A 25,436-nucleotide genomic window follows, 5' to 3' on the forward strand; every position below is an offset into this window, starting at 1 on the left:
GCCGTTATCGGGATCTATTTCGCTAGAAACTAGCGAAGCTAAGGCTTATCCAATACCCCTCGTCGAATTTGGTCTAGTTCTATCGATTCAAATAAAGCTTGAAAATTCCCTTCACCAAAGCCCTCGTTACCCTTGCGTTGGATAATTTCAAAGAACACAGGCCCAATAACGGTATCGGTGAAAATTTGCAATAAAATGCCGCTTTCGTCACCGTCAATCAAGATATTCAGCGATTGCAGCTTAGCGACATCTTCTTCATGACCAACAACACGCGTATTAATGCCTTCAAAGTAAGTCGCTGGTGTGTTCATAAAAGCTAACCCACCAGCCTTTAGCTGCGTTACCGTCGCATAAATATCTGGCGTGCTAAGGGCTATGTGCTGAATTCCCTCGCCGTTGTATTGCTCTAAGTATTCTGCAATTTGCGATTTATCATCACTTGATTCATTAATTGGAATACGAATTTTCCCACACGGCGCTGTCATGGCGCGTGACACTAGCCCTGTCAATTTCCCTTTAATATCGAAGTGGCGAATTTCACGAAAGTTAGCAATTTTCTCGTAAAAACTCGCCCACAAATTCATATTCCCTTGTTTCACATTGTGGGTAAGGTGATCAATCACCTGGAGACCGGCATCTGCATCAGCTAAACGCATAAGGTAGTCAGGGTAGAAATCGAAATCAATGCCATAAATGTCTTGATCACCATAGCGATCTACCAAATAAATCAGCGACTCGCCAATACCGTAAATAGCGGGAATATTCAGTTCCATCGGTCCCGCTTGAGCCGCGCAGGGGGTTGCACCTTTTTCAACGGCGTACGCTAACGCTTGAGCCGAATCATTAACCCGAAAGGCCATCGCATTAACACTCGCACCATGCACACCAGCAAAACCTGCGGCCTGTGATTGCTGTTCACCATTGATAATAAAATTGATATCACCCTGACGAAACAACCACACCATTTTGTGTTTATGTTTCGCAATTTCCGCAAAGCCCATCAAGCTAAAAAGGTGTTTAAGCTCTATTATCCCCTCTGAGGTTGGCGCAGTATATTCCACAAACTCAAATCCATCGGTACCAAGCGGATTCACATATTCCCTTTCCATTACTCACCCTATTTGTCACAGAAAACCTTATTAATAGGATTAGCAGTAGTCAGTCTATGATGAGAAGTTCAAGGACAAAACAGCGTTACACAGTTGTAAATAAAACCTGTAAACACAGCTTGCCAATATAACAAATGAATAAGTTCACCACACAGCAGGCAAAGACACGCTAGATTTATATAACGCAGGAGGAAAGGTATGACTGTAACAACCCGAGACACACTAAAGTTACCAGTAAGAAAAGCACGCAAAGCTGCCCTCATCGCCGATGCGCCGATACCTCCTTTGTTTCAACAATTTATTTTGAAAGAGTTTCAACACGCACGACTGCACGAAAAAGGGATCATTCGAGATGATAATTTAGAATTCCTACACCAATACCGCGTGTCGTTACGCCGTACTCGCAGTTTAATGAAGCAACTAAAATACCTCTGCCCTAAAAAGCATTACCCTACACTGAACATACACTTCAAAACGCTGATGGCTCACACTAATCAATTGAGAGATTTAGATGTTTATCTGCAGAAAATGGACGATTATTTTGATTGCCTAGATCATATTCATCACCAAGGGCTAGCCCGTTTTTTTGATGATCTTCAAGATGCACGAAAAGGCAGTTATAAAACCCTCAAACGCTGGCTAAAAAGCGACGAATACCAACAGCAGAATCAACGAATTGAAAAACAATTAACAAGCAAGTGGTATTCAGGTTTTCAAGCAGATAATGCCTCACCTTCCCTTAAACAGATCAGTTGCAAAGAAGCCGCCAAGCAAGCGATAACCGCCAGCTACCAAGAAATTAGACAATACTGCGACGCAATCAATAACGACAGTGACGATAGCCAAATACACCAACTACGCATTGCCTGTAAGCAACTACGCTACTGCCTAGAGTATTTTTCTCCGCTCTTAAAACGAAATGCACTTACCGTAGAGTTAACCTTACTAAAAACACTGCAAGATAATTTAGGCGACTTTAATGATGCTTCTGTTCAACTCCAATTTTTACTGAGTTATCGGGCAAATAAAAAGCCCAGCAGCCATCGCTACCGAGCTATTTCAGAACTCATTAACATCACAGAGCACCAACATGACAAAAGCCGTAAACGTATTATTAAACAACTTTCAGCATTTAATCTGGCATTAGAACAAAAAACGCCGTTATTTCGCTAATGCACGGACAATATCCGCTTCCATCGAGGCTGGTTTTTTGGTCGGCGCGTAACGCTTCATTGGTTTCCCATTACGACCGATCAGGAATTTTGTGAAGTTCCATTTAACCTTACTCCCAAATGTTCCCGGTAGTGCTTTTGCTAAATACTGGAATACAGGGTGGCTATTTGCGCCATTAACATCAACCTTAGCGAACATAGGGAATTCAACGCCATAATTGATTTGGCATGCCTGTTCAATCGTGTCATTTTCACCAGGTTCTTGCCCGCCAAATTGATTACACGGAAAACCAAGAATCACCAATCCTTTATCCTGAAACTTGGCATACAAATCCTGTAAGCCTTGATATTGCGGCGTAAAGCCACATTCACTTGCAGTATTCACTACCAGTACAACCTTACCGGTGAAATCGGCCATCGCAATATCTTCACCGCGAATGTTCTGGGCTGATAAATCATAAAACGTTGTCATTCATATTTCCTTTCGAACAAGGGTTTATAGCTAACAGGGAATAATAGAGATGCTATAACGCGCATACTACCTACAATGTAGCAGCTTATTGATTAAGATTTGAGTTATTGCTCAAAAGTGAGGGCCGTACGCTAACGCATTGTGATAACAAACGAATATTAGTAGGTCTGTCGAAAAGATATTACGACCACGTAACGTGAGGCAGTTAAGGGAGATAGGGCGTATAATAGTCGGATAATCGATAACACTGAGTAAACTATGACGGTCTCCGCATTACATCAAACTTTCACCTCAATCGGCCTAAATCAACTTTCGTTGAGTCAGGCGGAACAAAAAGAGCTGACCGCATTCATCAACCAGCATCATCAGTTCTTCGACAATGTTTGCCAGCAAAAAGCGGATAAAAAACCCACGGATTTACTATTGGGTTTAATGACGAAAACCCAACAAGAAACAGTCCAGCACTTCGTACATAACCAACAAGCTATCGAGAGTATGCAGCAAGTGTTGATCGATACCCTTGGAGATCAACAAAAAAAGTTTGTTGCAACAGACAGTCATAGGCTCGCCATTGAAACAAGGTTATGGTTATTGATCCAAGGCTACTGCGGAATTGATTTTAGCTATGCCAATGAACAAGCCGAACAGAGTGCTGCTTTACTCACTACCAGCTTAGCACTGCCAGAGCACGCAATACGGAGTGATTTATTAGTTGCCTATTACGCAGGTAAAAACCAAAAAGAAACAAAATCAGCATCCCAAGCTAAAAGCTCAATCATTCAACGAATAAAGTCATTTATTAGCACAAATAAACCGTATTAAAACTAATAATAATTATCATATACAAACACTAGAGGTAGGTGTAACAAGGCATCTTTGCCTACTTTATATTTTCAGCCGTGTTCGTTTAGTAATTTATTTTAAAGCTAAGTTTTTAACACTAAAGTCTTTTAACATTCGCGCATACAAGTTTTACAAAATTGATCGTTGTGTGTTTTTTGCACACCTATATACTTCTGGTCAAGCTTTAACCAAGTATGTTGTTCCTTAAGTATTTACTTACTTTATTTCCCAGCCTGTCATTTCTTTTGACAGGCTTTTTTTTACCTGTAATTCTCTAGCGGTACACCGCGATACCAAGCTCAAAGACACTGACGTTAGATGATTGGATCAACGGTTTTAATCCGATTTGTCTCTGCTAATAGCACAAATAGACCTTGTGTGAAGTGCGCCAAATCTCATGCGCTATGTTCAAAACCCATTAAAGGAGAGGTCAGCCAGATGCGGAAACTACCTCACACTTTTAGCAAATGATGGCCAAGAAGGATTGTCGCCAGCATGGACAAGCGGCATGGTAATGGAGGACTTCATCATCTTCCAAGGCTCTTCATGACCGTAAATACTCTCTTGCATTTTTACGTCGGCACCTACACTGACGCACCAAGCACAAGCTCTGGCATCGCTCACATCAGCCTAGATCCTCATTCCGGCGAGCTAAGACGATTAGGCGATATTGTATCTATACGTAATCCATCCTATCTCGTGTCGACAGAAAAGGGGCTATATACCTTTAGTGAAACATCGAGAGATGAAGGTGCCAAGCTGCAATTTATCTCATCTTGTAGCAGCAGTAACTTACCCATTGCAGGAGATTACCCTGCCACCTAGATATCAAAACGCCTTACCTTGCCATTGCTAACTACGGTTCGGGGAATACCTGTGTTTTCCAATTGGATGAAACTGGAAAACCGCAAAAACTGTTATCTGAGCTGTATATAGACGGAGAAGGGCCCAACGCTGATCGCCAACAATCACCGCATGCACACCAAGTCACCTTCTTGGCACATTCAAATCAACTGGCAATCGTCGATCTTGGCACTGACCACATCCATTTATATGACTACGGCCCTAGTGCCATATCTGATGAATTCTCACTAACACAAAGCATCGCCATGCCTTCGGGTTCTGGTCCTCGCCACCTTGTCTTCAATAAGAATGAAACACAGGCCTATGTGGTATGCGAGCTTTCTGAAACACTCGTGATTCTTTCTAAAAATAAGGGGAAATGGGTCACCTCTCACCAGTGCGATTTACTAACGGATACCGAGAACGGAGAAGCTGCTTCAGCCATTCGCCTCAGCGCTGATGAGAGATTCTTGTATGTATCTTGCCGAGCTCAGAACAAGATATGCCTGCTAGATGTCTCAGCGATGACGCCAATTAAGCTTGCTGAATACGATTGCGGAGGTCGTTCCCCTAGAGACTTCATTTTATCTACCGACGGGCAGTGGCTGCTGGTTGCAAATCAACATTCTGGCAATATCGTCTGCTTTCACAGAAATAAGGAGACTGGCGAGTTAGTACCAACGGGATACCAATGCGCTATCGATGCACCTGTATGTCTCGTTGAGTTTATCGAGTAAGGGTTCTTTTAACCACAAAACTCAGATGTAAAAAAGCCAGCAATTAAGCTGGCTTCTTTGAATATGACGGAGCGCTTTGGGTATGGCGGATTTGGTACAAACCCTGCGCACGTTAGTTCAAACGTAAAAAAGGCGCTAATAAATTAGCGCCTTTCTTGTATATGGCGGAGAGATAGGGATTTACTACTCGCAAGCTCGCGCCCTTTGGGCTATTGCCTTTTCGCGCCTTCGGCACTGGCAATGTGCTTTCGCTTCGCTCAGGTGAACCCTAACCTAGGGTTCGGCACCCTATCTTTTCATTACCAAGTAACAGATGTAAAAAAGCCAGCAATTAAGCTGGCTTTTTTGAATATGGCGGAGAGATAGGGATTTGAACCCTAGGACGGGATAAACCGCCGCCGGTTTTCAAGACCGGTGCTTTCGACCACTCAGCCATCTCTCCATGGCGCGAATAATAGCGATCTACGCTAACCGTGTAAACCCCCCAAACAACCAACCGAAGATAAAACAACCAAGAGGCAGCAATAACAACTGAAATACCACCAAGTTATAAAGAATAATTACAACATCGACGCGTAGCTGTGCTAATCCTTCACCAATATGGTAAACAGCTCTGGCCCGATAGACCCTTCGGATAAAGCTGCGTTGTATAAAGAATTCATGAGCCAAAAAACAACAGCTGAACTAGAACAACAAGTAAAAACGTTAGCCAATGACGAAACAACAAACAATGACCTAGCACCCGCGAAGGCATAACATTTCCGTTGTTCCTTTCCCCCTTAAATAGGAAAAGCCGCTTAGTCAGCTTTTTCTATTTATTACCGCAATTTGCCTCTCAATCCTATCGTTATTTATCTTCTATATCTTTTGGTCAATCTGTACGAAGATCTTGTTACAGCACTCTCGATATGCACTTGATATAACATCAAAAAAATATAACTAACCACTTGTTATATAAAGATTAAAAAAGTAGCAAGAATGATGAAAAAGTATCGGGAATTCACACAATAATGACTGGATAAAAAGAACGCAATTTCCGAGCGAAATTACGCAGAGAGGAACGATCGAGACTACCTGTATTTATTCATAGGAGCTATCATTTTCGATGATAATTATTACATTTTTGCAGCGAGTCACAGACCTGATCATCTTGTCTTATAACTGCCATATTCCTCTGATAAACATATTACCGATGGCGACGCATTCAGTCTTTAGGAGGTCATTGTGTCTATCAATTCATTGAACCATGCAGAAATGTCTGATGTCTCTTCCAAGTGGGACTTCAAAGATGAAACAGCTTCAAATTTAACAGATAACAAAAAGCAACAAGCTGAAGCACGCAGAAAGATCGAGATGATGCGAGAAATCCGCGAGAGTGGTTTAACCCTAGAAGAAGCAAGAGATCTCGGCTTACTCCACTGAAAGTACAGTAAATCAAATCAGCAATAAGGGGCGCTCAGTCTTGCGCCCCTATCAGGCATGATGAAAGGCATACACTAACGCTGTTCATTCCACCCAAGATAGCGTTCATATAAAGCCGTAATGTCGCGACTACACATAAGGTCCATATTCTCTTGTAGCCGTTCTAGTGGCCAATCCCACCAGCACATATCAAGTAACATCGTTATTTCATTGTCGCTAAAGCGTTTTTTAACCGCTTGGCCAGGATTGCCAACCACGACTGAGTAAGGTTCTACATCTTTTGTCACCACTGCGCGTGCACCAATAACCGCACCATTGCCGATGTTCACTCCCGGCATAATCACACATTCTGTGCCTAGCCAGACATCGTTGCCGATTAGCGTATCACCTGCTCGCTCAAAGCCAGATTTCACTTTATCGCCAAACACTTTGTAATCAAAAGGAAAAGCCGATACCCAGTCATGACGATGCCCTTGATTACCCGCCAGCATCAAGGTTACTCCCGACGCGATAGAGCAAAACTTTCCGATAATGAGTTTATCAAGATCAGGGAACATACCCGATTCCCACGCCTCTCTGCTGGGCTTATCACCCATAAGATAACGAACACATTGATCTTCAAAGTGCTTTTCATGGTAATAACCGGAGTAATAACTGTATTCACCCACCTGAATATTAGGGTTCGTCAAATGGTGGTGGATCTCATGCCCACTTAACCACGTTGGGAAGATGGTAGATGCCATAAAAAAGTCCTTATAATTGTTATTTATTTACCACTGTTTCACCACATTTTCACACATACGCTTTCGCTTTTCGCGCTTTGAGTGCGTTATGCTACCAATAAGTATAGGTAGTCTCTGTACAAGCATTCACACACCCACTTACAACTCTTAAAAATGCGATTATCTCTGCGCTTTTAATCTTGCGCTGTATCCCATTTATCGCACCAATAGCCTATCCATATATGATTCAGATAACAAAAGTATCCAAATGCGATTGTAGTCATTTGTAGCTCGTATTATCCCTATCTATACAAAAAATAATGACGCTCTATGCGCACACAGGATCAAGAATGGAAAAATCAAAAGACATTCAGTGCATCATTTTTGACTGTGATGGCACTTTGGTCGATAGCGAAAAACTCAGTCAACAAGCGATTACTGAAACCTTTGCTCAGTTTGGGGTCACTCTAGATGCCACGAGTTATTGGCAGCATTTCAAAGGTGGGAAAATGTCCGACATCCTCGCTGAGACGTGCTCTCGTGTGGGGCTACAAGCGCGTGTAGACGATCTCGAACCGGTATACCGTAAAGCGTGCGAGCGCGTATTCCTACAAGGAATAGAACCAATAGCAGGCGTACCTGAGCTGCTTGATACGTTAGAAGCCCAAGGGTATGAAATGTGTATTGCATCAAATGCGCCTATTGAGAAGGTCAAACACACACTAAAACTAACAGGGTTAGATCACTACTTTACAGGCAAGATCTTTAGTGGGTTTGATGCCAATAGTTGGAAACCTGAACCTGATGTTATCCATTACGCAGCGATGTTGATGGGAGTACCGTTAGACAAATGCATCTTCATTGATGATACCGTTCGTGGGGTTGAAGCTGGCATCAATGCACATGTCCAAACATTCCATCTTTTGTCTACGCCAGATGGGCAAAGAATCGATCATCCAAACGTCATTCCACTTACTAACATGACGGAATTGCTCAACTATATTTCCCAATCTAAACAAGAAAAAAAACAAGAAACATGCCCAGTATAGAGGCTGCGCTGATTCATAAACGGCTATGGCGCTAAAGCGATTCATCAAGTATCGCTTTAGCATTTCCGAAAATTTGGTTACTGGGATAGGTGTTAAATAAGCAGGTAAGAACCAAGTAGGTCTAACGATAAATATCGCTAAGAAGGCGTATGGGTAACAGCTACTGAGGTGCTTTTCTCAATGTCGTTATTAAGTGAGTCCCACGATGAAGACCAATTCATTGCTTGATATTGCTGTGATCCAGCAGCATGAGGAGATTCATTTCCAGCCTCCACACTATCACCAGAGGCAGCTAATGCAACGTCTGGTAAAAATGAACTTTGCTCAGTTTCACCTCGCTGGCCATCATAATACGGCTGAGGTGTATATTCCGCTGGTACTGAGTGATTTTCTGAATTACGGCTCGATGCTGAACCTTCCGCAAAAAAGAACTCTTCACTATCAATCAGCATATCATCCGACGCCAAATGTGCTAATTGTTCGGCATTTGGACGATACCCTTCACGAGAATAGACTTTATCGATCAAGTGAATAACGGCGTGTTCTGGTACCATTAATTCAGATATACGTCGATAAATTGTCTTCGTTAGACGTTGTACTTCAAGAATCGAGGTGATCCCGACAACCTGAACCACTTCATCACGTGCTTTCTTTGCTTCTTTAATGCCACCAGCATAGGCAAGAGATAACCAAATATAAGCAATCGCAGCATCATTAGCCGTCGATCCAAGGTGCATTTTGGCGGCAAGATATTGCGCTTCCGTATTCCCTTGTTCAGCCGCTCGCTCAAGCCAATAAACCGCACACCCTTTATCTTTCGCGATCCCAAGGCCACTCTGATAGCAATAAGCTAATTTAACAAACGCTTTAACATCATGGTTAATTGCGGCACGCAAACGCCAACGAAAGGCTTCACGAGGGATGTTATTAGGGTTCATCTCAGACACAAACCAGTCCCCCAAAAACAGCTGTGCAGGGACATAATTCATCGTTGCGGCAATTTGGATGTTATCTACTCCGGCTTCGATATTTATATCTGTGCCGTAGCCTCGAATTTGGTAACGCCCTAGCTCAAATAGTGCTTCTTGATTACGGCGCTTAGCTTTGATGAAAGATTCCCAATACAGGGAGCGAGCCTCGCCATTTGGGTCTTCTTCATCTAACTTACATAATCGAGCCAATGAGTGCTGAGCAATCTCATTACCTAAATCAGCGGCTTTTTGGTACCAACGAACAGCCACAGGAATGTTATTCATTTCTGTTTCTTTCGCTAATGAGAGCAAACTGGGAATATGACCTGTTTGTGCTTTAAATATTTTTTCTTCATGTTCAGCCGCTTTGGCTTTTTCTAGCACCAATTGGTACTTTTCAGCTTTCAGCACTTGATCACGACTTTCCTGCTCTTTTCGTCCCGCCGCTTTAAAATAGCGGTGTACAAACCAAGCAAGCGGTACTGTTAAGCCACCAATACCAATGGAAATAGTGGAAAGTTGATCCCATGAAAACAAAGCTATTTACCTTTTTACACATACAGAATCAGCATGATACAGTGATTTTTGCTATTTATTGCAAAAACATCAGTAAAAGCACACTTGCATAAGTAAATTACGCCAGATAAATCACACCTTGGTGATTTCTAAACCAATTAGCGCTTTGTTGGCAGCATCAAAATAGATTTGATCTGATGTAGCTTATTAGCTGCATGATCTTCCAGAAGGATATTCCTGCTATCTTAAATACGACTATATTTGGACATAAAAAGACCCCCAATAATTGAAGTCCAACTATTGGAGGTCAGTTCAAATTATAGATAGGCTTTGTATTGTAACTAAGAATTAGATCTTCGTTAATTACGTACTAGTCGAATTCAACCAAGTTTTTCTCGTATTGCTCAAACTGCGTTTCAACATTCGCAGGGGCATTACCCGTCATTGAACTCACAGCAATGATCGAGATCGTTGCCAGAATAAACCCAGGGACAATTTCGTACAAATCGAAGATGCCACCATTGAGCTGCTTCCAAATCACAACAGTCATTGCGCCAATAACAATCCCCGCCAACGCACCGTTGCGGTTCATCCCTTTCCAGTAAAGACTTAGCAGAAGAGCAGGTCCGAATGCGGCACCAAAACCAGCCCATGCATACGATACTAAGCCAAGTACCGAGCTTTCAGGGTTCATTGCTAATACCAATGCCACAATCGACAGGATAATAACAGCAGCACGCCCTACAGTTACAATTTCATCTTGAGAAGCTTCTGGACGGAATACTTGCTTATAGAAATCTTCCGCCAGCGCAGAAGAAGACACCAGTAGTTGTGAATCTGCCGTACTCATGATCGCCGCCAGAATTGCAGCGAGTAAAATACCGGCAACAACAGGGTGGAACATAGAGTTAACCAATAGCATAAATATTTTCTCGCCATCAGCTAATTCACCCGCCAATTGGTTATCGACGTACAAGATACCTACCAAGCCAACCAAAACAGCCCCAACCATTGAAAGCGCTGTCCAAATCACCGCGATACGACGCGCCGTTGTAATATCTGCATTTGAGCGTGTCGCTTTAAAGCGCGCCAGGATATGCGGTTGACCAAAGTAACCCAAGCCCCACGCAGCCAATGAAATGATTGCAATGGCAGATAACGGCTCACCTTTAACATCGTTAAACAGTGTCATTAGTTCTGGGTTTTTCAGCTCTAGCGCTGCAGTTAAATCACCCACACCACCGCTCATCGCTGCAATAGGGACGATTAACAGTGCCGCTGACATTAATAAGCCTTGGACTAAATCAGTCCACGATACCGCAAGGAAACCACCAAATAAGGTGTAAGAGACCACGCAAACAGTACCGACAATGACAGCAATGGTGTAATCAAGACCAAATACCGTTTCAAAAAGTTTGCCGCCAGCAACCAAACCTGAACTTGTGTAGAAAAGGAAGAATAGCAAAATGAAAAATGCTGATATGGTTTGGATTAACTTAGATTTATCATCAAAACGGCGAGCTAAAAACTCAGGTAACGTCAATGCATTATCAGTAGTAATACTGTACGTACGTAAGCGCTTTGCACAAATTAGCCAATTCAGCCACGTACCCAGTAATAAGCCGCCAGCAAGCCACAATGACTCGATACCTGCAGCATAGGCGTAACCAGGCAAGCCTAATAACAACCAGCCACTCATATCTGATGCGCCTGCAGATAAAGCCGCAGGCCAAGGCCCAAGTGTACGCCCCCCCAAGAAGTAATCGGCTGAATTTGATGTTCGCTTATAGGCAATATAGCCAATGGCCATCATAGCGATCAGGTAAATAATAAACGTACCTGTTATCGCAAAGCTGTTTTCTATCATTCTAGAGTTCCCTCACTCATAGTCCCAGTCATAGCTGGGACTTTGGTTATAACCTTTGATGCGTGTCATCAATAGGCGTATTGCAACCCACGTAGTACTGCAATTCATTAATGTCATAACAAATAGCAGAACACGTGAAAGCGGTTGTTAATGTTCTTCCCCACTGCCGAGTTCAAGCAAGGTTGCGTTCCCGCCGACAGCAGTGATGTTGATGGTACGAGTACGCTCAGTAATAAAGCGCATCGAATACGTTGGGCTGCCAATTACAGGTAGCTTGATACAATCGGTTTCAGCTATAAGCTGAGCCAGTAAACCATCACGTTCTGCCAGTTGACGTGCTAGTCGCTGAGCGATAGCCGCCTGGCCCGCAAACGCCACACCAAAAATCGAGGCATTTGTAATTAGTGCTGTTAGCTGTTCATGCTCCACCGTCTGTACAACATGCAATGGACATCCGGCAAGCGTCAGTTGATTAATAATATTGCCCGCTTGTATCGTTGAATTAGCCGACAAACATAAAATCACACAGTTGCCATTCACTAGCGCTGCTGTTAGTTGCCCTACAATGGCAACAGCAGAGGTGTCGTCGTCAGCGGTAACCGCAATAGTGCCTCGACCTGCGCTATATAATTCATTGGTTTCGCCCGTAGGGCCCGGCATGAGCAAGGTTTCACCAAGGTGTTCTTGGGCATTGAAACACTGAAAAGTCACCATTTTTTTGCAATCTTCATCAAGGCTATTCGCCCAAACAGTCAAAATACGAGTGCGTTGTTCATAGCCAAGTGCATTCCAATTTTCCCATGCGACTAAGCCATTGCTTACCAGCGTTTTAATTTGTGTATTCATTTTCTATGTCCTTGATCTTGTTAACAGCTTAGTCCAAATTACACCGCGTAAACGTCTTGCGTGAAACGGTATAAATAGTGTGGGCCACCCGCTTTCGGTCCAGTGCCAGATAACCCCTGACCACCAAACGGTTGTACCCCAACGACTGCGCCAACCTGATCACGGTTGATATAGCAGTTCCCCACACGCATACGTTGCTCTATATAGCTGTATGTGCGTTCATTACGGCTGTGAACGCCAAGTGTTAAGCCAAATCCCGTATGGTTAATTTGATCAATGACTTGATCGAGTTTGCCTGCATCAAATCGGACGACATGCAAAATCGGTCCAAAGTTTTCGTTTTCTAATACATCAATATTGCTAATTTCGAAGGCGGTGGGCGCTACGAAGTCACCGTATTGGCAGACCTCTGGTAATTCTGCTTGTGCGATTAACGTCGCTCTGTTTTTCAGTGCTTGAATATGGGTAACTAACTTGTCACGCGCGGTTTTATCAATCACAGGACCCACATCGGTACTGTGCAGTTCAGGGCGTCCAACCGAGAGCTCTGCCATCGCGCCTTTAATCAAGCCCACAATCCGATCTGCAATATCTTTTTGGACAAACAACACTCGTAATGCAGAACAACGTTGACCTGCAGATGCAAACGCGGAACGCACAACATCACGAACAACTTGCTCTGGCAGTGCTGTGCTATCGACAATCATGGCATTTTGTCCACCGGTCTCAGCAACAAATGGAACAGGAGCACAATCACGAGCCACAAGCGTACGGTTAATACGTTGCGCTGTTTCTGTTGACCCCGTAAACGCAACACCCGCGACACGAATGTCAGACGTTAATGCCGCCCCCACTTCTGCGCCAGTGCCAGGTAGTAATTGAATGGCCCCATTCGGCACACCCGCTTCCAACATCATCTCGATTGCTCTAAACGCAATAATCGATGTTTGCTCGGCAGGCTTAGCGACAACGGTATTACCCGCGACTAATGCCGCTGATACTTGGCCTAAGAAAATAGCCAGAGGGAAGTTCCATGGGCTGATACAAGCAAAAACACCACGCCCTTGGTAGGTTAGCTGTTTTGTTGCACCATCATAGGTTTCTATAATATGTGGCTGAGCAAATTCCGTGGCCGCTTGATGGGCATAAAAACGGCAAAAATCCACCGCTTCACGAATTTCATCAATACCATCTTGAATGGTTTTACCCGCTTCACGATGACATAAGGCGACCAACTCACCCGTGTTCGCTTCCAACAAATCAGCGAGTCGCACTAAGCAAGCAGCGCGCTCAGCAACGGGAGTTTGTGACCATTCAGGGTAAGCATTCGACGCAACATCAATCGCTTCAATAACAAGATCACGCGTAGCGAAACTGACTTCACCAACGGACTCTCGACGATCGTACGGTGCAGTGATTGCCAAAACCTCACAAGCTGGCGCTTCACCACTAAGTGTTTTTCCGACTAAACGCTCACCATTTACAATCGGGCCAGCTTGCCATTGGGTCTCGTTAAATACATCAATCGACGTTTTAAAGGGGGTCCACTCGGATTCAATCTCGATATTGATACCCTCGGAGTTTTGACGTGATTCGCCAAAAATAGCAGGGGGCAGTGCTATCAAGCCATTGTGTAAACTCGGACGTGATTTCAAAATATCGACAGGGTGTTCCGTCAAGGTATCAATCGGACAATCAGCATCTACCAAACGGTGCACAAAAGAGCTATTCGCACCATTTTCTAACAAGCGACGTACTAAATACGGCAGTAAATCTTTATGACTACCAACTGGCGCGTAAATACGTACATTGGTCTGATACATGTCCATCGCATGGTTATAAAGCGCATCGCCCATGCCATGTAGGCGTTGGAATTCAAAATCTTTATGCTCCGCCATTGCGACAATCGCTGAAACGGTATGTGCATTATGACTAGCAAATTGCGGGTAAATCAGACCACGAAAATGAGTCGCTAATAGCAGGCGAGCACATGCTAAGTAAGACGTATCTGTCCCTTCTTTTCGAGTAAAAACAGGGTAAGCGGCATAACCACTTTGCTGCGACATTTTAAGCTCGCTATCCCAGTACGCTCCTTTGACTAAGCGTAATGGGATCACATCGCCTTGCTGTTTACTTAACGCCGCAAGCCAAGTCAGCACGGGTAGCGCTCGTTTAGAATAAGCTTGTACCACTAAACCAAAACGTCCCCACCCTTTTACTTCGTCAGAGCGGTACAGTTTTTCAAAAAGTTTTAACGATAACTCTAGGCGATCAGCTTCTTCTGCATCAATCGTGATCCCAACATTGAGTTCACGCGCTCGCGCTAATAGTGATAATACCGACAGATACATTTCATCTAATACGCGGGCTTCGTTGGCTACATCATAACGCGGGTGCAAAGCAGACAGCTTGATAGACACAGTGGGATCTGGTGACTTGGGGTTATGGTAACCGTTACGCCCTACGGCTTCGATCGCCATAATATAGTCTTTGAAATACTTTTGAGCATCTTGCTGCGTCAGTGCCGCCTCACCCAACATATCAAATGAATAGGTAAACCCTTGATCACGTTTATCTTTGCCATTTTTCATTGCTTCTGCAATGGTTCTGCCTAAAACAAACTGATGCCCCATGATCTTCATCGCTTGGTTCATGGCTTGGCGGATCACAGGTTCAGACATTTTGTTCACAAGACGGTTGATCACATGACTTGGCTGACCATCGGACTTAGCGTCCATAGTGACCACTTTCCCTGTTAGCATGAGCCCCCATGTGGACGCATTCACAAACAAGGATTCTGAATTCTTAAGGTGAGACTTCCAATCCGCTACGCTGAGTTTGTCACGAATAAGTGCATCTGCTGTGGCTGCATCAGGAATGCGCATTAGGGCTTCCGCCAAGCACATAAGTAAAATGCCTTCTTTAGTATCTAGGCTGTATTCAAGCAATAAAGCATCAATCATTTGTACGGCTGTCTTATCAGCACGTACACGCGCGATCAGCTCAGCGGCACTATCAGTCGTCTGTTTACGTTCTTGCTCAGATGGCTCAGCCATCGGAAGTAGTTGCGCTAACCACAGCGATTCGTCCACTGAGTACAGTGGAGAGATTAACTGCCACAATGACGATAATGGCCTGTCGATAAAAGATGGCTGAAGTGCATCTACCGCATTAAACATAATCATTTCCTCAATAATGGTTCTTGATGCAATCACAATAAATGTTACACCGATGTTGCTATTGAGGGGATCATATTTTCAGCCGCTCACTTAGTCTTGCTATATTCTCCGATATTTTTTAGAAAAAGTCCGTTTTTTAACAAAATCAGACACAGAACGGCAGCGTTTAAGGCTAAAAATCACTAACAGGCCTTATAAGAACAGATTTGGACGGCGTACAAAATGAAATTATCGATAAGTCAAAGCCAATCCGTGGCATATGAGATGAAGCGAGGAAAGTAATCAGGCAGTCGAGATAAGATTTATTCGCCAAGGGAATATAAAGATAAGCTCTGGGAATAAATGAAAGCTAAAACTATGTTACGAAAATGCCTTACGGTATTTTGCTGGTGGCATACCGTAACAACGGGAAAAAGCTTGAGTAAAACTACTCTGGCTACTAAAACCACAAGATTGGGCCACCTGAGCCAAACTCAAGCCAGATTCATCGAGTAACTGCTTGGCAAGATCGAGTCTTTTCTGTAGCACATAATGATGAGGCGTCATGCCTGTCTGTGTTTTAAATAAAAGGTGAAACTGACTTTCGCCAAGATAAACTAAACCCGCAAGCTGCAATACCGAAATTTTCCGCGTTATGTGCTGCAAAATATATTGATCGACAATATCCATATTTAAACGCGGTAAATATCTATCTGAAGCGACAGGCTTAAAGTGACGCTGTAACACGCACATTAATGTGTCGGTACAGGCTCTACTCAATAATAAATCATCAGGACTTGCCATCATTTCAGCCGTCAGTGCTTTGATTAGGGTTTGCACTTGGGTATCAAGATGAAAATAACTCGATTGAGTAAATAAGCGTTCTACTCTTTCTGTGGCATAGTCATGTTGCGCCAGCACTTCGGGCACATTCAACACTAAGATCTCATTTTTACCTAAACCTGAAAATGCATGCTCAGAATCCGAACTTACAAGGCAACCTTGACCAGGACCGACCAAGTTTCCATAACCTTCAATATCAAATTCCGTTTGACCAGATAACCCGATCACAACTTGGTTATAACCATGGTTATGGTGTGCCATCTGTTCGGGCAACATAACAATTTCAGAGGGTTTATATTTTTCAGCCATAATATTTAGGCCATTCATCTAATTAGCTTCATTGAAGGAGGAAAGACTACTACATAATACAGTAAAAACGAAAATGCAGATGCCCACTCAGCAGCAATATCATAGGCGATCAGTGGTATTCTCGATTATGTAAACATAACAATGCACCGCTCAAAATTTACGTAGACATCTTCTCTACTAATAATGGAAGAATGATCAAGAGAAGCCAATGTTACGGTAAGTGTAATTTCAATTTTATGAATTAGCTCTTCAGGCTAGACATAGTAAAGGATTCGACTGTATTTCTCAGAAAGTTCTTTTTATCGTTCCACAACGTAAAAAAGATTAAAATATAATTTATTAATTTAAAATCAACAATATAACAAGAAATCTATCTTGATCATCGTTCCATGTTTTTAAAGGCCGATTAACAGCCTAAATAGCGGAGCAATGCAATGGTTTGATACTACCTTGATCATCGTTCCATTGCTGTATTAGATCAACATCATGATCACACTTGATCATTGTTCCAGTTGAACATACACCCTCAGTTAATTGGTCGCTCTTGATCATCGTTCTGTTGATTTTAAAGGGCTGTGAGGCCTCGGTAACTCAGAAAAAACATCTTCGTTTCGACATTACTCCTAGCATCAGCCAAAAATTGAAGCCGGTGATCTTAATAAGATCGGCTTCGTGCTCGATTTTCATCAACGTTTTTGTCAATAAGTCATACATTTCATTTCTTATTCTGTGGTACAACAACAAAGGATCCTAAAGGAGTGACCATGAACGCATTTATCGAGCAGCTATTTTTTTCCATTTCAGTCACCGGCCCAATTTTTATCATGCTGGCACTGGGTGTGGTTTTAAAGTCTAACGGCTTGATTGATGAAAAGTTTACTGAAGGTGGCTCACGTCTTGTATTCAATGTGACGTTACCAGCTTTGCTCTTTTTAAGCGTAGTAAAAGCAGATTTACAACAAGCTGGGCATTTTCAACTTATCGCTTTTGCGCTGATTGGTAACATGGCCCTTTTCGGCCTTTTTGAATTGTTGTGCGGAACGATGATCAAGAAACGATCGGATCTTGGCGTGGTGGTGCAAGGGGCCTTTCGTGCTAATACCGGCATCATTGGTTTAGCTTATGCCGCCAATGCTTACGGTGAAGAAGGATTAGTTATTGGCTCGTTATATGTTGCCGCTATTACCGTGCTCTACAATATTTTGGCCGTCATAACACTTACTCGCCATTCAGAGACCAATACTCAATTAAATATTCGTCATTTACTGCATTCAATCATACGAAACCCACTGATCATCAGTATTCTGATTGCTATTCCAATTTCTTATTTACATATTGAATTGCCTAATATTTTACTGCAATCAGGCCGCTACTTTGCAGATATGACACTACCACTTGCGTTGCTATGTACAGGGGCGAGTTTGGATTTCAGGCAACTAAAACAAGAATCAACCAGCGCCAATGTCGCTGGTTTTAGCCGTTTAGTTATAGCCCCAACGCTACTCACAATCACAGGTTACCTACTTGGCTTTCGCAGTGTAGAGCTTGGCATTATCTTTTTGATGTCTGCAGCACCAACCGCTGCAGCCAGTTATGTAATGGCGCATTCGATGGGAGCCAATGCAAAATTAGCCGCCAACATTATTGCCTTAACAACAATCGCCTCGACGTTCACCTGTAGTCTAGGGATCACACTACTTAATATGTGGACAAAATAACAACAAAAACCAATTGATAATAATTCTCAGTTACAGTCTAATAGGCTAAATGGAATTCAAGCCGAAATTAGCACTGCGGAGTCTTATCAATGGCATCTTTACAAAAAGCGCAATACAACCAGCTTCAAAATCACTATTGGCGTATTGCAAACAAGCGCCTAATCCTTCCTGTGATCTTATTTGCACTATTAGCAGCACCATCAACACGCGAGATCACCGTTGCTGTTTTATCTGATGCTTTTTGGCAAGTTGCCGCTTATGTCGCTGCAACACTGACGATTTACCATATCATCGCGAATAAGATGAGCCAGAAAAGCAGACTTAAAACCCTGTTAAACAGCAACGCACGCTACCAAGTCATCTTTGCAGCACTAATGGGTGCCCTACCTGGTTGTGGTGGTGCGATAGTCGTGATCACCCAATATGTGCGAGGCCAGCTTAGTTTTGGAGCCGTCGTAGCTGTTTTAACTGCAACTATGGGGGACGCAGCTTTTTTATTGTTAGCAACTGAACCAAGTACAGGGCTATTGATGATGGCCATTGGGTGCTGTGTTGGCCTCATCTCAGGTTGGATTGTCGATGCCACTCATGGCTGCGACTTTATGCGGCCTGAACTCAAACCCAAGCAAGACACAACAGCAACTCAACACGAAAAAAGAACGTCACCAACAGTGTTAAAACTGCAAGGTCAATTTTGGAAATGGGTACTGGCCCCAGCCATAGTGATCGCAATTATGGGTTCGCTGCAAATCGATATCGATCAAACGTTCAAACTCAGCGCAGGCACGATTGATATTATTGGTACAATTGCTGTCATTATGGCTTTACTGCTATGGGCAACATCGCGTGATATCACTGATTATGAATCCGCTGTTTCAGAAGATCCTAAATTAGCCTCAAGTCACATGTATCAACGTATCGCTCAAGACACCAACTTTGTCACTAGCTGGGTGATCGGTGCATTTTTGATTTTTGAATTAACCATTTTTTGGACAGGCGTCGATCTACAAGGCCTCTTCTCTAACTGGGCGTTATTAATTCCATTAATGGGTGTAATGATCGGTCTTTTGCCGGGTTGTGGCCCCCAGATTATTGTCACTAGCCTTTATTTATCTGGGGCTATTCCGATGTCGGCACAAATAGGCAATGCAATCAGCAACGATGGCGATGCGCTTTTTCCTGCCATAGCACTTGCCCCAAAGGCCGCTTTCATCGCCACACTCTATTCAACGTTCCCAGCCATCATTGCGGCATACGGTTACTTTGTCTTCTTTGAATGAGTCAATTTATAGCCAATATAATATTTCCTAATAAAAGAGCGCCTTTATATTAAAAAAAGGCGTTTTTTTATTTCGACGTAATATTTCAAATTGGTGAAAATAACCGCAACTTAGCATCCCTTTCTAGACCACGATCACAAAAACAATCCAGCTCACAAGGCATAAACAATGTCAATAGGTGAATTCCCCCCTATCTGTACTGCGTACGGTTCGTTATATTTCACTCATAGGAAGCAACGTGGATATACGTTATTTCTTATTGCATCCTTTTAGGATGCTCTCCAATAAAGCGCATAGTCAGTATAAACCCTCATACTGAACCATTATGAACTTCATTGGATACCTCTTCTACACGTCGTACAGGATTGTGCTCTTCGGAGTCAAACTCTTGTCTTTGCCGGCCTTCTAGGCCGGCTTTTTTTTATTTATTTACAATTTTGTCTAAAATTCCGTCATGGTAGTCTTGTATCATTTACGAAAGTGATTAGAATCACAGTTGATCTATGACTATTAGCCCGATCTAGGCATGCCGCGTGACAGATAAATTAAATCCATCCTTACTTAATATGTTCAGTCAGCTTCCCGGATGTTGGGGCTGTAAAGATAATGACTCTGTATTTGTATTTGCGAATAAAGAATATGGAAATATCATTGGAGTAGACCATCATTTAGATTGTATTGGCCGAACAGATTTTGATATGCCAAGCCCAACAGCTGAGTGCGCTGAATCTTTTATTATTCAAGATCAACAAGTAATAGATTCAGGACAAAGGATGAAAATACTTGATATTCACCCTTATTCAGATGGTAACTGGCGAGCTCACTTATTTACCAAAACTCCTTGGAAAGATGATGACCAAAATATTATCGGTACTATTTTTTCAGGAATAGAATTAAAAGATACTGCCATTTTAGAAGTGGGACACTGGATTTGCAGAGCGGCGGGTTTAAGCAAGGAAAGTCAGGCGTCATTTAGCCTCGATTTAAGCCATCACCATATAGTGCTCAACACTCGCGAGTCTGAAGTGTTATTTTTGCTACTTTACGGTAAGAAACCACAATATATATCTCGTGTGCTCAATGTTTCAGTGAAAACAGTTGAAAATTATGTATTAAAGCTACGAGAAAAATTTAATGCCAATTCTAAAAATGAACTGATTGATTTGGCACTCGATAATGGCTTTGGATCGCATATTCCAGAAAGTATGCTAAATAGACAACTCTCTGTTATTCTAAAAGAATAATATCCATAATTTTTATAATCTTATTCATTTTTAGAAAAGTATTATAATCGTTTCAATATTTTATCTATTCCAGATTAAACACCATGCTTACAATATAGTTTCATAGTAACAGCGTGTATATAAAATTATGGAATAAAAAACGCGCTGATTTAGCGCGTTTTTTATTTAAGGTGCTAGGCGCTCTATATCCCACGAAGCATTATCATCACTATTGAGTGAAAATAAAAAACGATCATGTAGACGATGCTCACCCCCCTGCCAAAATTCAACAGAAGATAATTTGACTCGGTACCCCCCCCAAAATGTAGGAACTGGCACTTCACCTTGAGAGAACTTCTGTTTAAGTTCCATGTACTTGCCTTCTAACGCTTGCCTTGCTGTTAAGCGACTGCTTTGTTTACTCGCCCACGCGGCAATTTGGCTTTCCTTCGGTCGGGATGAAAAGTACTTCATGACTTCAAATACGGATAATTTCTCAGCGACGCCCGTTACATGCACTTGACGCTCAATCCCATGCCAAGGAAAATGTAAGCTAATTTTTGCGTTATCAGATAAATGTAAAGCTTTACGGCTACCAAGGTTGGTATAGAACACAAAGCCATCTTCATCAAAATGCTTCAGCAAAACGATACGCTGGAACGGTTGCCCATCTTGATCGACTGTCGCAACCGTCATTGCCGTCGGGTCCGTCAACTTCGCTTCAACCGCCTGATCAAGCCACTTCCTAAAGAGGGGAACAGGTGATGTAGGCAAATCGTTACGGCGTAACCCACCTCGGGTATATTCTCGACGAATATCAGACAAATCCATTGTTATCTCCACTGATTAACTGGATACCGAGTGATCACTTCAATCACACTAATTGGCGATTATAATACGATAATTCCCCTGAGAATGATCAACTAATCCCCACCAGACAACAATTTACTTTCTTTCACGCTATCGCCGCTAGGAAACTTTGCAAGAGCAGTCACACCTTATACACAGCTCCCGTAGCATTCACAGTTTGATTGGTATCATTTCCCTATACGATCTTGCAGGAATGTTCAGTGTGAACAGAAAGAATACCCTTGTCCTTTTAAGCCTGGTTGGAGCCTTACTGTGTGGCCTCGTCAGTGCTATTACTTATCAACAAGTCAAACAGCACCTCTCTGATAAAATCATCAGCGATGTCAATCAGCTTGGTGAAAAAATTGACGCACAATTATCACGTTACAGCCAACTACCCAAGGTGCTCGCGAGCGATCCCCGCTTACTCGATGCTCTGGTAACCGATGAACAAAGTGCACGTGCAATCAACCATCAGTACAAGCAAACAAGTTTATTGCTAGAGTCTTGGGCTTCAACCCTTCGTGCAGACACCCTTTACCTTATCAATCGTCAAGGCGATACGCTCGCCGCGAGTAACTGGCAATCAGAAACCAGTTTTGTCGGTCAAAACTATGGCTATCGTCCTTATTTCACCCAAGCACTTGCAGGTAATGTCGGGCAATATTTTGCACTAGGTGCACGCTCTGATAAACGCGGTTACTACTTCTCTGCACCTGTGTACAAAAAAAACGAAATCATAGGGGTATTAGCACTCAAAGTTGACCTCTCGATTATCGAAGATATTTGGAACTACGATCAAGTAGATTACGCCATTGTTGATCAGCACGGTATCGTCTTTTACAGTTCGGAAGATGCTTGGTTGTATCATTCACTCGTCGCTTTACCAAATACGTTGCGTAAAAGCGTCATCGCATCGCGTCAATATGGCAATGCTAAACTGCAAGCAATAAGTAAGCACTCACTTCTAAGTGATTTTCAGCAACAAGACATCACTGAAATACTCATCCCAACCAAAAAAACAACAATAGAAATGCTGACAACCTACCGTGAGATGAACAAGGTAGGCTGGTCAATATATGGCTTTTCGCCTATTAACGCCGCTTATCAGTATGTATTTCAAGCGCTATTTATTTTTATCGTTTTCTATTTAATGCTATGCCTTGCCATTGTGTCTTGGTTACAAACCAGCTTTGCTCAAACACAGTTAGCCCTACTTAACGACAAGCTTGAACAGTTAGTCATAGAACGTACCCGCAATTTAATGGAAACCAACCAAGAATTACGCGACACAATTAATCAATATGAACTATCACAAGCTGAGCTTAAACAAGCACACAGTGAGCTAGTGCAAGCCGCTAAGCTTGCAATGCTTGGTGAACTATCAGCCAGTATTAACCATGAGATAAACCAACCATTAGCCGCCATGCGTACCTATGCAGAAAACTCTCGCAAGTTATTGGTCAAAGAGCGTTACGACGCAGTCGCCGGTAATATTGAAGAAATCATTAGTCTTAATAAAATGATCGCTGACATTATTGCGCGCTTCAAAGTTTTTGCCCGTAAAACCACCGAGAATAATACCCGCACAGCCGTCGCTGACTCCATTCGCTCGGCAACCAGCTTGTTACGCAATAAACTGATAAAACACGGTGTCATTTTACGCGTTGAAGAATTACCACCACATCTTGTGGTAAACATAGATGCCGTACAGTTTGAGCAAGTACTCATTAATTTGCTCCATAATGCGATACAAGCGCTAGAGAATGCGCATCCACCACAAATTGGTGTTCACTTCACGCCACAAGAAGATACCGTTGCCATTCACATTTGGGATAATGGTCCAGGCTTAGATGACGAGCAAAAACATAAAATTTTCAATCCTTTCTATACATCTAAACCAGACGGTTTAGGGCTTGGATTGACCATATCACGACGAATTATCGATGCTTTTTCTGGCACATTAACCGTCAAAGATCACAGTGGCGGAGGGTGTGAGTTTATTATCACACTGCCACGTAGTACCGAGGATGGACAATGAGTAAGAAAGTCATTTTTATTGATGACGAAAAATCAATACGTGATGCTTTAGGTCAAACTCTAGAAATTGAAGACTATGACGTGAGCTTATTTTCCAGTGCTAAGCCAGTCCTAGCGGAATTAGATAACCATTTTGAAGGAGTGATTATCTCTGACATTAATATGCCAGAGATTGATGGCATCACCTTCTTAAAGCGCGCCTTGGCGATAGATCCAGAACTGTCTATTATTTTACTGACAGGACACGGTGATATTTCTATGGCCGTTGAAGCGATGCGTCTTGGAGCATATGATTTTCTTGAAAAACCGTTCTCTACCGATAATTTACTCGACGTAGTTAAACGCGCGGGTGATAAACGAGAACTGATTCTAGAAAACCGCGAATTACGCCGTGAACTAGAAGCACAAAGCGGCCCAGGCCCACGTATTTTGGGTAACAACCCGAAAATAAAGCAGCTACGGCGTATATTAACTCACATAAAAGATGCTCCTGCCGATGTGATGATCCATGGTGAAACAGGGACAGGTAAAGAGCTGGTAGCACGCTTTCTTCATGATCATAGCATCCGTCATGATAAACCTTTTGTCGCAATCAACTGTGGGGCAATTCCTGAGACCATGATTGAAAGTGAGCTGTTTGGTTTTGAATCAGGGGCTTTCACTGGCGCACAAAAAAAACGCGTGGGTAAAATTGCCCATGCCAATGGCGGTACATTATTTCTTGATGAAATTGAATCGATGCCAATGGCGCTACAAATAAAGATGCTGCGTGTATTAGAAGAGCGCAAAGTTGAACCGCTTGGTACCAACAAATGTGTTGATCTTGATGTTCGCATCATTGCTGCAACCAAAGAAGACTTACGAATCAAGAGTGATAAAGGCGAGTTTAGAGACGACCTTTATTATCGGCTTAACGTCGTCTCAGTGGAAATTCCGCCTTTGCGTGAACGTAAAGATGATATTCCGATGTTATTTCAAAACTTCGTTCGTTCAGCCTCTACTCGCTACAGCATTGAACCAACAGCAATTACATTAGAGCAACAACAGAAACTCCTTGAACATGACTGGCCTGGCAATGTCCGCGAACTTCGTAACTTAGCGGAAAGATTAGTACTCATGGGCGATGCATCTGGTTTCAACGATGGTGAGAATTTGCATGCAGACCAGACTTTATTAAGCTTAAGTGAACGTGTAAATCAGTTTGAATTCACCTTGGTATGCGACGCACTCAAACGCCATAACGGCCGTTTAAAAGAAGCACAAGAAGAGCTAGGACTCGCGCGAAAAACACTCTATGACAAGATGAAATACACAATATCGACAAAGATGATTTTAAAGCATCCCATTAAGGACGAATTTCAGGCCTAACTCACTGTATCCGCATTACTTAACCACCGTGACTACCCCCTGTTAAATGGTGTAAACACGGTGGTGTTTTCAGAATCCA

At 42.8% G+C, this 25,436-nt stretch carries 17 protein-coding genes, 1 tRNA gene and 2 pseudogenes; 10 read left to right on the forward strand and 10 right to left on the reverse strand.

Annotated features, from left to right (window positions below; genetic code table 11):
- Positions 1-38: 38 nt before the first annotated feature.
- Positions 39-1,109: a 4-hydroxyphenylpyruvate dioxygenase gene (gene hppD, locus OCU87_RS24095; protein ID WP_261858775.1), complete on the reverse strand. Its 1,071-nt coding sequence runs from the start codon at positions 1,107-1,109 to the stop codon at positions 39-41.
- Between the two features lie 198 nt (positions 1,110-1,307).
- On the opposite strand from hppD, the gene OCU87_RS24100 reads away from it, so the two are divergent.
- Complete coding sequence (locus tag OCU87_RS24100) at positions 1,308-2,282, forward strand: CHAD domain-containing protein (RefSeq protein WP_261858776.1); 975 nt, start codon at positions 1,308-1,310, stop codon at positions 2,280-2,282.
- Here OCU87_RS24100 and OCU87_RS24105 read toward each other — a convergent pair.
- Positions 2,271-2,753 carry a glutathione peroxidase gene (locus OCU87_RS24105; RefSeq protein ID WP_062692202.1) on the reverse strand — a complete coding sequence of 161 codons (483 nt, stop codon included), beginning with the start codon at positions 2,751-2,753 and terminating at the stop codon, positions 2,271-2,273. The genes OCU87_RS24100 and OCU87_RS24105 overlap by 12 nt on opposite strands.
- Positions 2,754-3,011: 258 nt before the next feature.
- Between OCU87_RS24105 and OCU87_RS24110 the strand changes: the two genes are divergently transcribed.
- Together OCU87_RS24110 and OCU87_RS24115 are read left to right on the forward strand one after the other, a co-directional pair.
- Entirely contained in the window at positions 3,012-3,575 is a 564-nt protein-coding gene (locus OCU87_RS24110) for a hypothetical protein (protein WP_261858777.1), read from the forward strand.
- A 567-nt stretch (positions 3,576-4,142) separates the two neighbouring features.
- Positions 4,143-5,176, forward strand: a pseudogene (locus OCU87_RS24115) (lactonase family protein).
- Between the two features lie 352 nt (positions 5,177-5,528).
- Here OCU87_RS24115 and OCU87_RS24120 read toward each other — a convergent pair.
- A tRNA-Ser gene (locus tag OCU87_RS24120) sits at positions 5,529-5,618 on the reverse strand.
- Positions 5,619-6,400: 782 nt separating this feature from the next.
- Between OCU87_RS24120 and OCU87_RS24125 the strand changes: the two genes are divergently transcribed.
- Positions 6,401-6,598 (forward strand): hypothetical protein, encoded by a 198-nt coding sequence (locus OCU87_RS24125; protein ID WP_062692198.1) that lies wholly within the window; start codon positions 6,401-6,403, stop codon positions 6,596-6,598.
- Positions 6,599-6,672: 74 nt separating this feature from the next.
- On the opposite strand, the gene OCU87_RS24130 is transcribed toward OCU87_RS24125, so the two are convergent.
- A complete protein-coding gene (locus OCU87_RS24130) occupies positions 6,673-7,341 on the reverse strand; it encodes a CatB-related O-acetyltransferase (RefSeq protein ID WP_261858778.1) in 669 nt (222 codons plus the stop codon).
- Positions 7,342-7,670: 329 nt separating this feature from the next.
- On the opposite strand from OCU87_RS24130, the gene OCU87_RS24135 reads away from it, so the two are divergent.
- Entirely contained in the window at positions 7,671-8,369 is a 699-nt protein-coding gene (locus OCU87_RS24135) for an HAD-IA family hydrolase (RefSeq protein ID WP_261858779.1), read from the forward strand.
- A gap of 137 nt (positions 8,370-8,506) precedes the next feature.
- Here the strand turns inward: OCU87_RS24135 and OCU87_RS24140 are convergent, their stop codons facing one another.
- From OCU87_RS24140 to OCU87_RS24160, 5 genes are all read right to left on the reverse strand, one after another.
- Complete coding sequence (locus OCU87_RS24140) at positions 8,507-9,877, reverse strand: tetratricopeptide repeat protein (protein ID WP_157072700.1); 1,371 nt, start codon at positions 9,875-9,877, stop codon at positions 8,507-8,509.
- Positions 9,878-10,226: 349 nt separating this feature from the next.
- Positions 10,227-11,723, reverse strand: coding sequence for a sodium/proline symporter PutP (putP, locus tag OCU87_RS24145; protein WP_261858780.1), 1,497 nt, complete (start codon positions 11,721-11,723; stop codon positions 10,227-10,229).
- 147 nt (positions 11,724-11,870) lie between these two features.
- Positions 11,871-12,569 carry an aldehyde dehydrogenase family protein gene (locus OCU87_RS24150; protein ID WP_261858781.1) on the reverse strand — a complete coding sequence of 233 codons (699 nt, stop codon included), beginning with the start codon at positions 12,567-12,569 and terminating at the stop codon, positions 11,871-11,873.
- Positions 12,570-12,607: 38 nt separating this feature from the next.
- Positions 12,608-15,748 carry a bifunctional proline dehydrogenase/L-glutamate gamma-semialdehyde dehydrogenase PutA gene (putA, locus tag OCU87_RS24155; protein ID WP_261858782.1) on the reverse strand — a complete coding sequence of 1,047 codons (3,141 nt, stop codon included), beginning with the start codon at positions 15,746-15,748 and terminating at the stop codon, positions 12,608-12,610.
- Between the two features lie 360 nt (positions 15,749-16,108).
- Complete coding sequence (locus OCU87_RS24160; RefSeq protein WP_094958302.1) at positions 16,109-16,879, reverse strand: AraC family transcriptional regulator; 771 nt, start codon at positions 16,877-16,879, stop codon at positions 16,109-16,111.
- Between the two features lie 764 nt (positions 16,880-17,643).
- Here OCU87_RS24160 and OCU87_RS24165 point away from each other — a divergent pair.
- The 3 genes from OCU87_RS24165 to OCU87_RS24175 all read left to right on the forward strand — a co-directional run bounded on the left by OCU87_RS24165 (position 17,644) and on the right by OCU87_RS24175 (position 21,121).
- Positions 17,644-18,597: an AEC family transporter gene (locus tag OCU87_RS24165; protein WP_261858783.1), complete on the forward strand. Its 954-nt coding sequence runs from the start codon at positions 17,644-17,646 to the stop codon at positions 18,595-18,597.
- Between the two features lie 89 nt (positions 18,598-18,686).
- Positions 18,687-19,877 (forward strand): putative manganese transporter, encoded by a 1,191-nt coding sequence (locus OCU87_RS24170; RefSeq protein WP_261858784.1) that lies wholly within the window; start codon positions 18,687-18,689, stop codon positions 19,875-19,877.
- Between the two features lie 566 nt (positions 19,878-20,443).
- Positions 20,444-21,121 (forward strand): helix-turn-helix transcriptional regulator, encoded by a 678-nt coding sequence (locus tag OCU87_RS24175; protein WP_390961505.1) that lies wholly within the window; start codon positions 20,444-20,446, stop codon positions 21,119-21,121.
- A gap of 165 nt (positions 21,122-21,286) precedes the next feature.
- Here the strand turns inward: OCU87_RS24175 and pdxH are convergent, their stop codons facing one another.
- Positions 21,287-21,931 carry a pyridoxamine 5'-phosphate oxidase gene (gene pdxH, locus OCU87_RS24180; protein ID WP_261858786.1) on the reverse strand — a complete coding sequence of 215 codons (645 nt, stop codon included), beginning with the start codon at positions 21,929-21,931 and terminating at the stop codon, positions 21,287-21,289.
- Positions 21,932-22,163: 232 nt separating this feature from the next.
- Here pdxH and OCU87_RS24185 point away from each other — a divergent pair, with 232 nt between their 5' ends.
- Positions 22,164-23,990 carry a sensor histidine kinase gene (locus OCU87_RS24185; RefSeq protein WP_261859360.1) on the forward strand — a complete coding sequence of 609 codons (1,827 nt, stop codon included), beginning with the start codon at positions 22,164-22,166 and terminating at the stop codon, positions 23,988-23,990.
- A pseudogene (locus OCU87_RS24190) lies at positions 23,987-25,338 on the forward strand (sigma-54-dependent transcriptional regulator). Before OCU87_RS24185 ends, OCU87_RS24190 begins: the two are co-directional and overlap by 4 nt.
- Positions 25,339-25,436: the final 98 nt, after the last annotated feature.

The organism is Photobacterium sanguinicancri (assembly GCF_024346675.1).
Taxonomy (GTDB): Bacteria; Pseudomonadota; Gammaproteobacteria; order Enterobacterales; family Vibrionaceae; genus Photobacterium; species Photobacterium sanguinicancri.

Bases quoted from the DNA above. Each gene is read 5' to 3' on its own strand.
- OCU87_RS24170 (WP_261858784.1), top strand. From the start codon at position 18,687: ATGGCATCTTTACAAAAAGCGCAATACAACCAGCTTCAAAATCACTAT.
- OCU87_RS24165 (WP_261858783.1), top strand. From the start codon at position 17,644: ATGAACGCATTTATCGAGCAGCTATTTTTTTCCATTTCAGTCACCGGC.
- OCU87_RS24130 (WP_261858778.1), bottom strand. From the start codon at position 7,341: ATGGCATCTACCATCTTCCCAACGTGGTTAAGTGGGCATGAGATCCAC.
- putP (WP_261858780.1), bottom strand. From the start codon at position 11,723: ATGATAGAAAACAGCTTTGCGATAACAGGTACGTTTATTATTTACCTG.
- putA (WP_261858782.1), bottom strand. From the start codon at position 15,748: ATGTTTAATGCGGTAGATGCACTTCAGCCATCTTTTATCGACAGGCCA.
- hppD (WP_261858775.1), bottom strand. From the start codon at position 1,109: ATGGAAAGGGAATATGTGAATCCGCTTGGTACCGATGGATTTGAGTTT.
- OCU87_RS24185 (WP_261859360.1), top strand. From the start codon at position 22,164: ATGTTCAGTGTGAACAGAAAGAATACCCTTGTCCTTTTAAGCCTGGTT.
- OCU87_RS24160 (WP_094958302.1), bottom strand. From the start codon at position 16,879: ATGGCTGAAAAATATAAACCCTCTGAAATTGTTATGTTGCCCGAACAG.
- pdxH (WP_261858786.1), bottom strand. From the start codon at position 21,931: ATGGATTTGTCTGATATTCGTCGAGAATATACCCGAGGTGGGTTACGC.
- OCU87_RS24100 (WP_261858776.1), top strand. From the start codon at position 1,308: ATGACTGTAACAACCCGAGACACACTAAAGTTACCAGTAAGAAAAGCA.
- OCU87_RS24110 (WP_261858777.1), top strand. From the start codon at position 3,012: ATGACGGTCTCCGCATTACATCAAACTTTCACCTCAATCGGCCTAAAT.
- OCU87_RS24135 (WP_261858779.1), top strand. From the start codon at position 7,671: ATGGAAAAATCAAAAGACATTCAGTGCATCATTTTTGACTGTGATGGC.
- OCU87_RS24175 (WP_390961505.1), top strand. From the start codon at position 20,444: ATGTTCAGTCAGCTTCCCGGATGTTGGGGCTGTAAAGATAATGACTCT.
- OCU87_RS24105 (WP_062692202.1), bottom strand. From the start codon at position 2,753: ATGACAACGTTTTATGATTTATCAGCCCAGAACATTCGCGGTGAAGAT.
- OCU87_RS24150 (WP_261858781.1), bottom strand. From the start codon at position 12,569: ATGAATACACAAATTAAAACGCTGGTAAGCAATGGCTTAGTCGCATGG.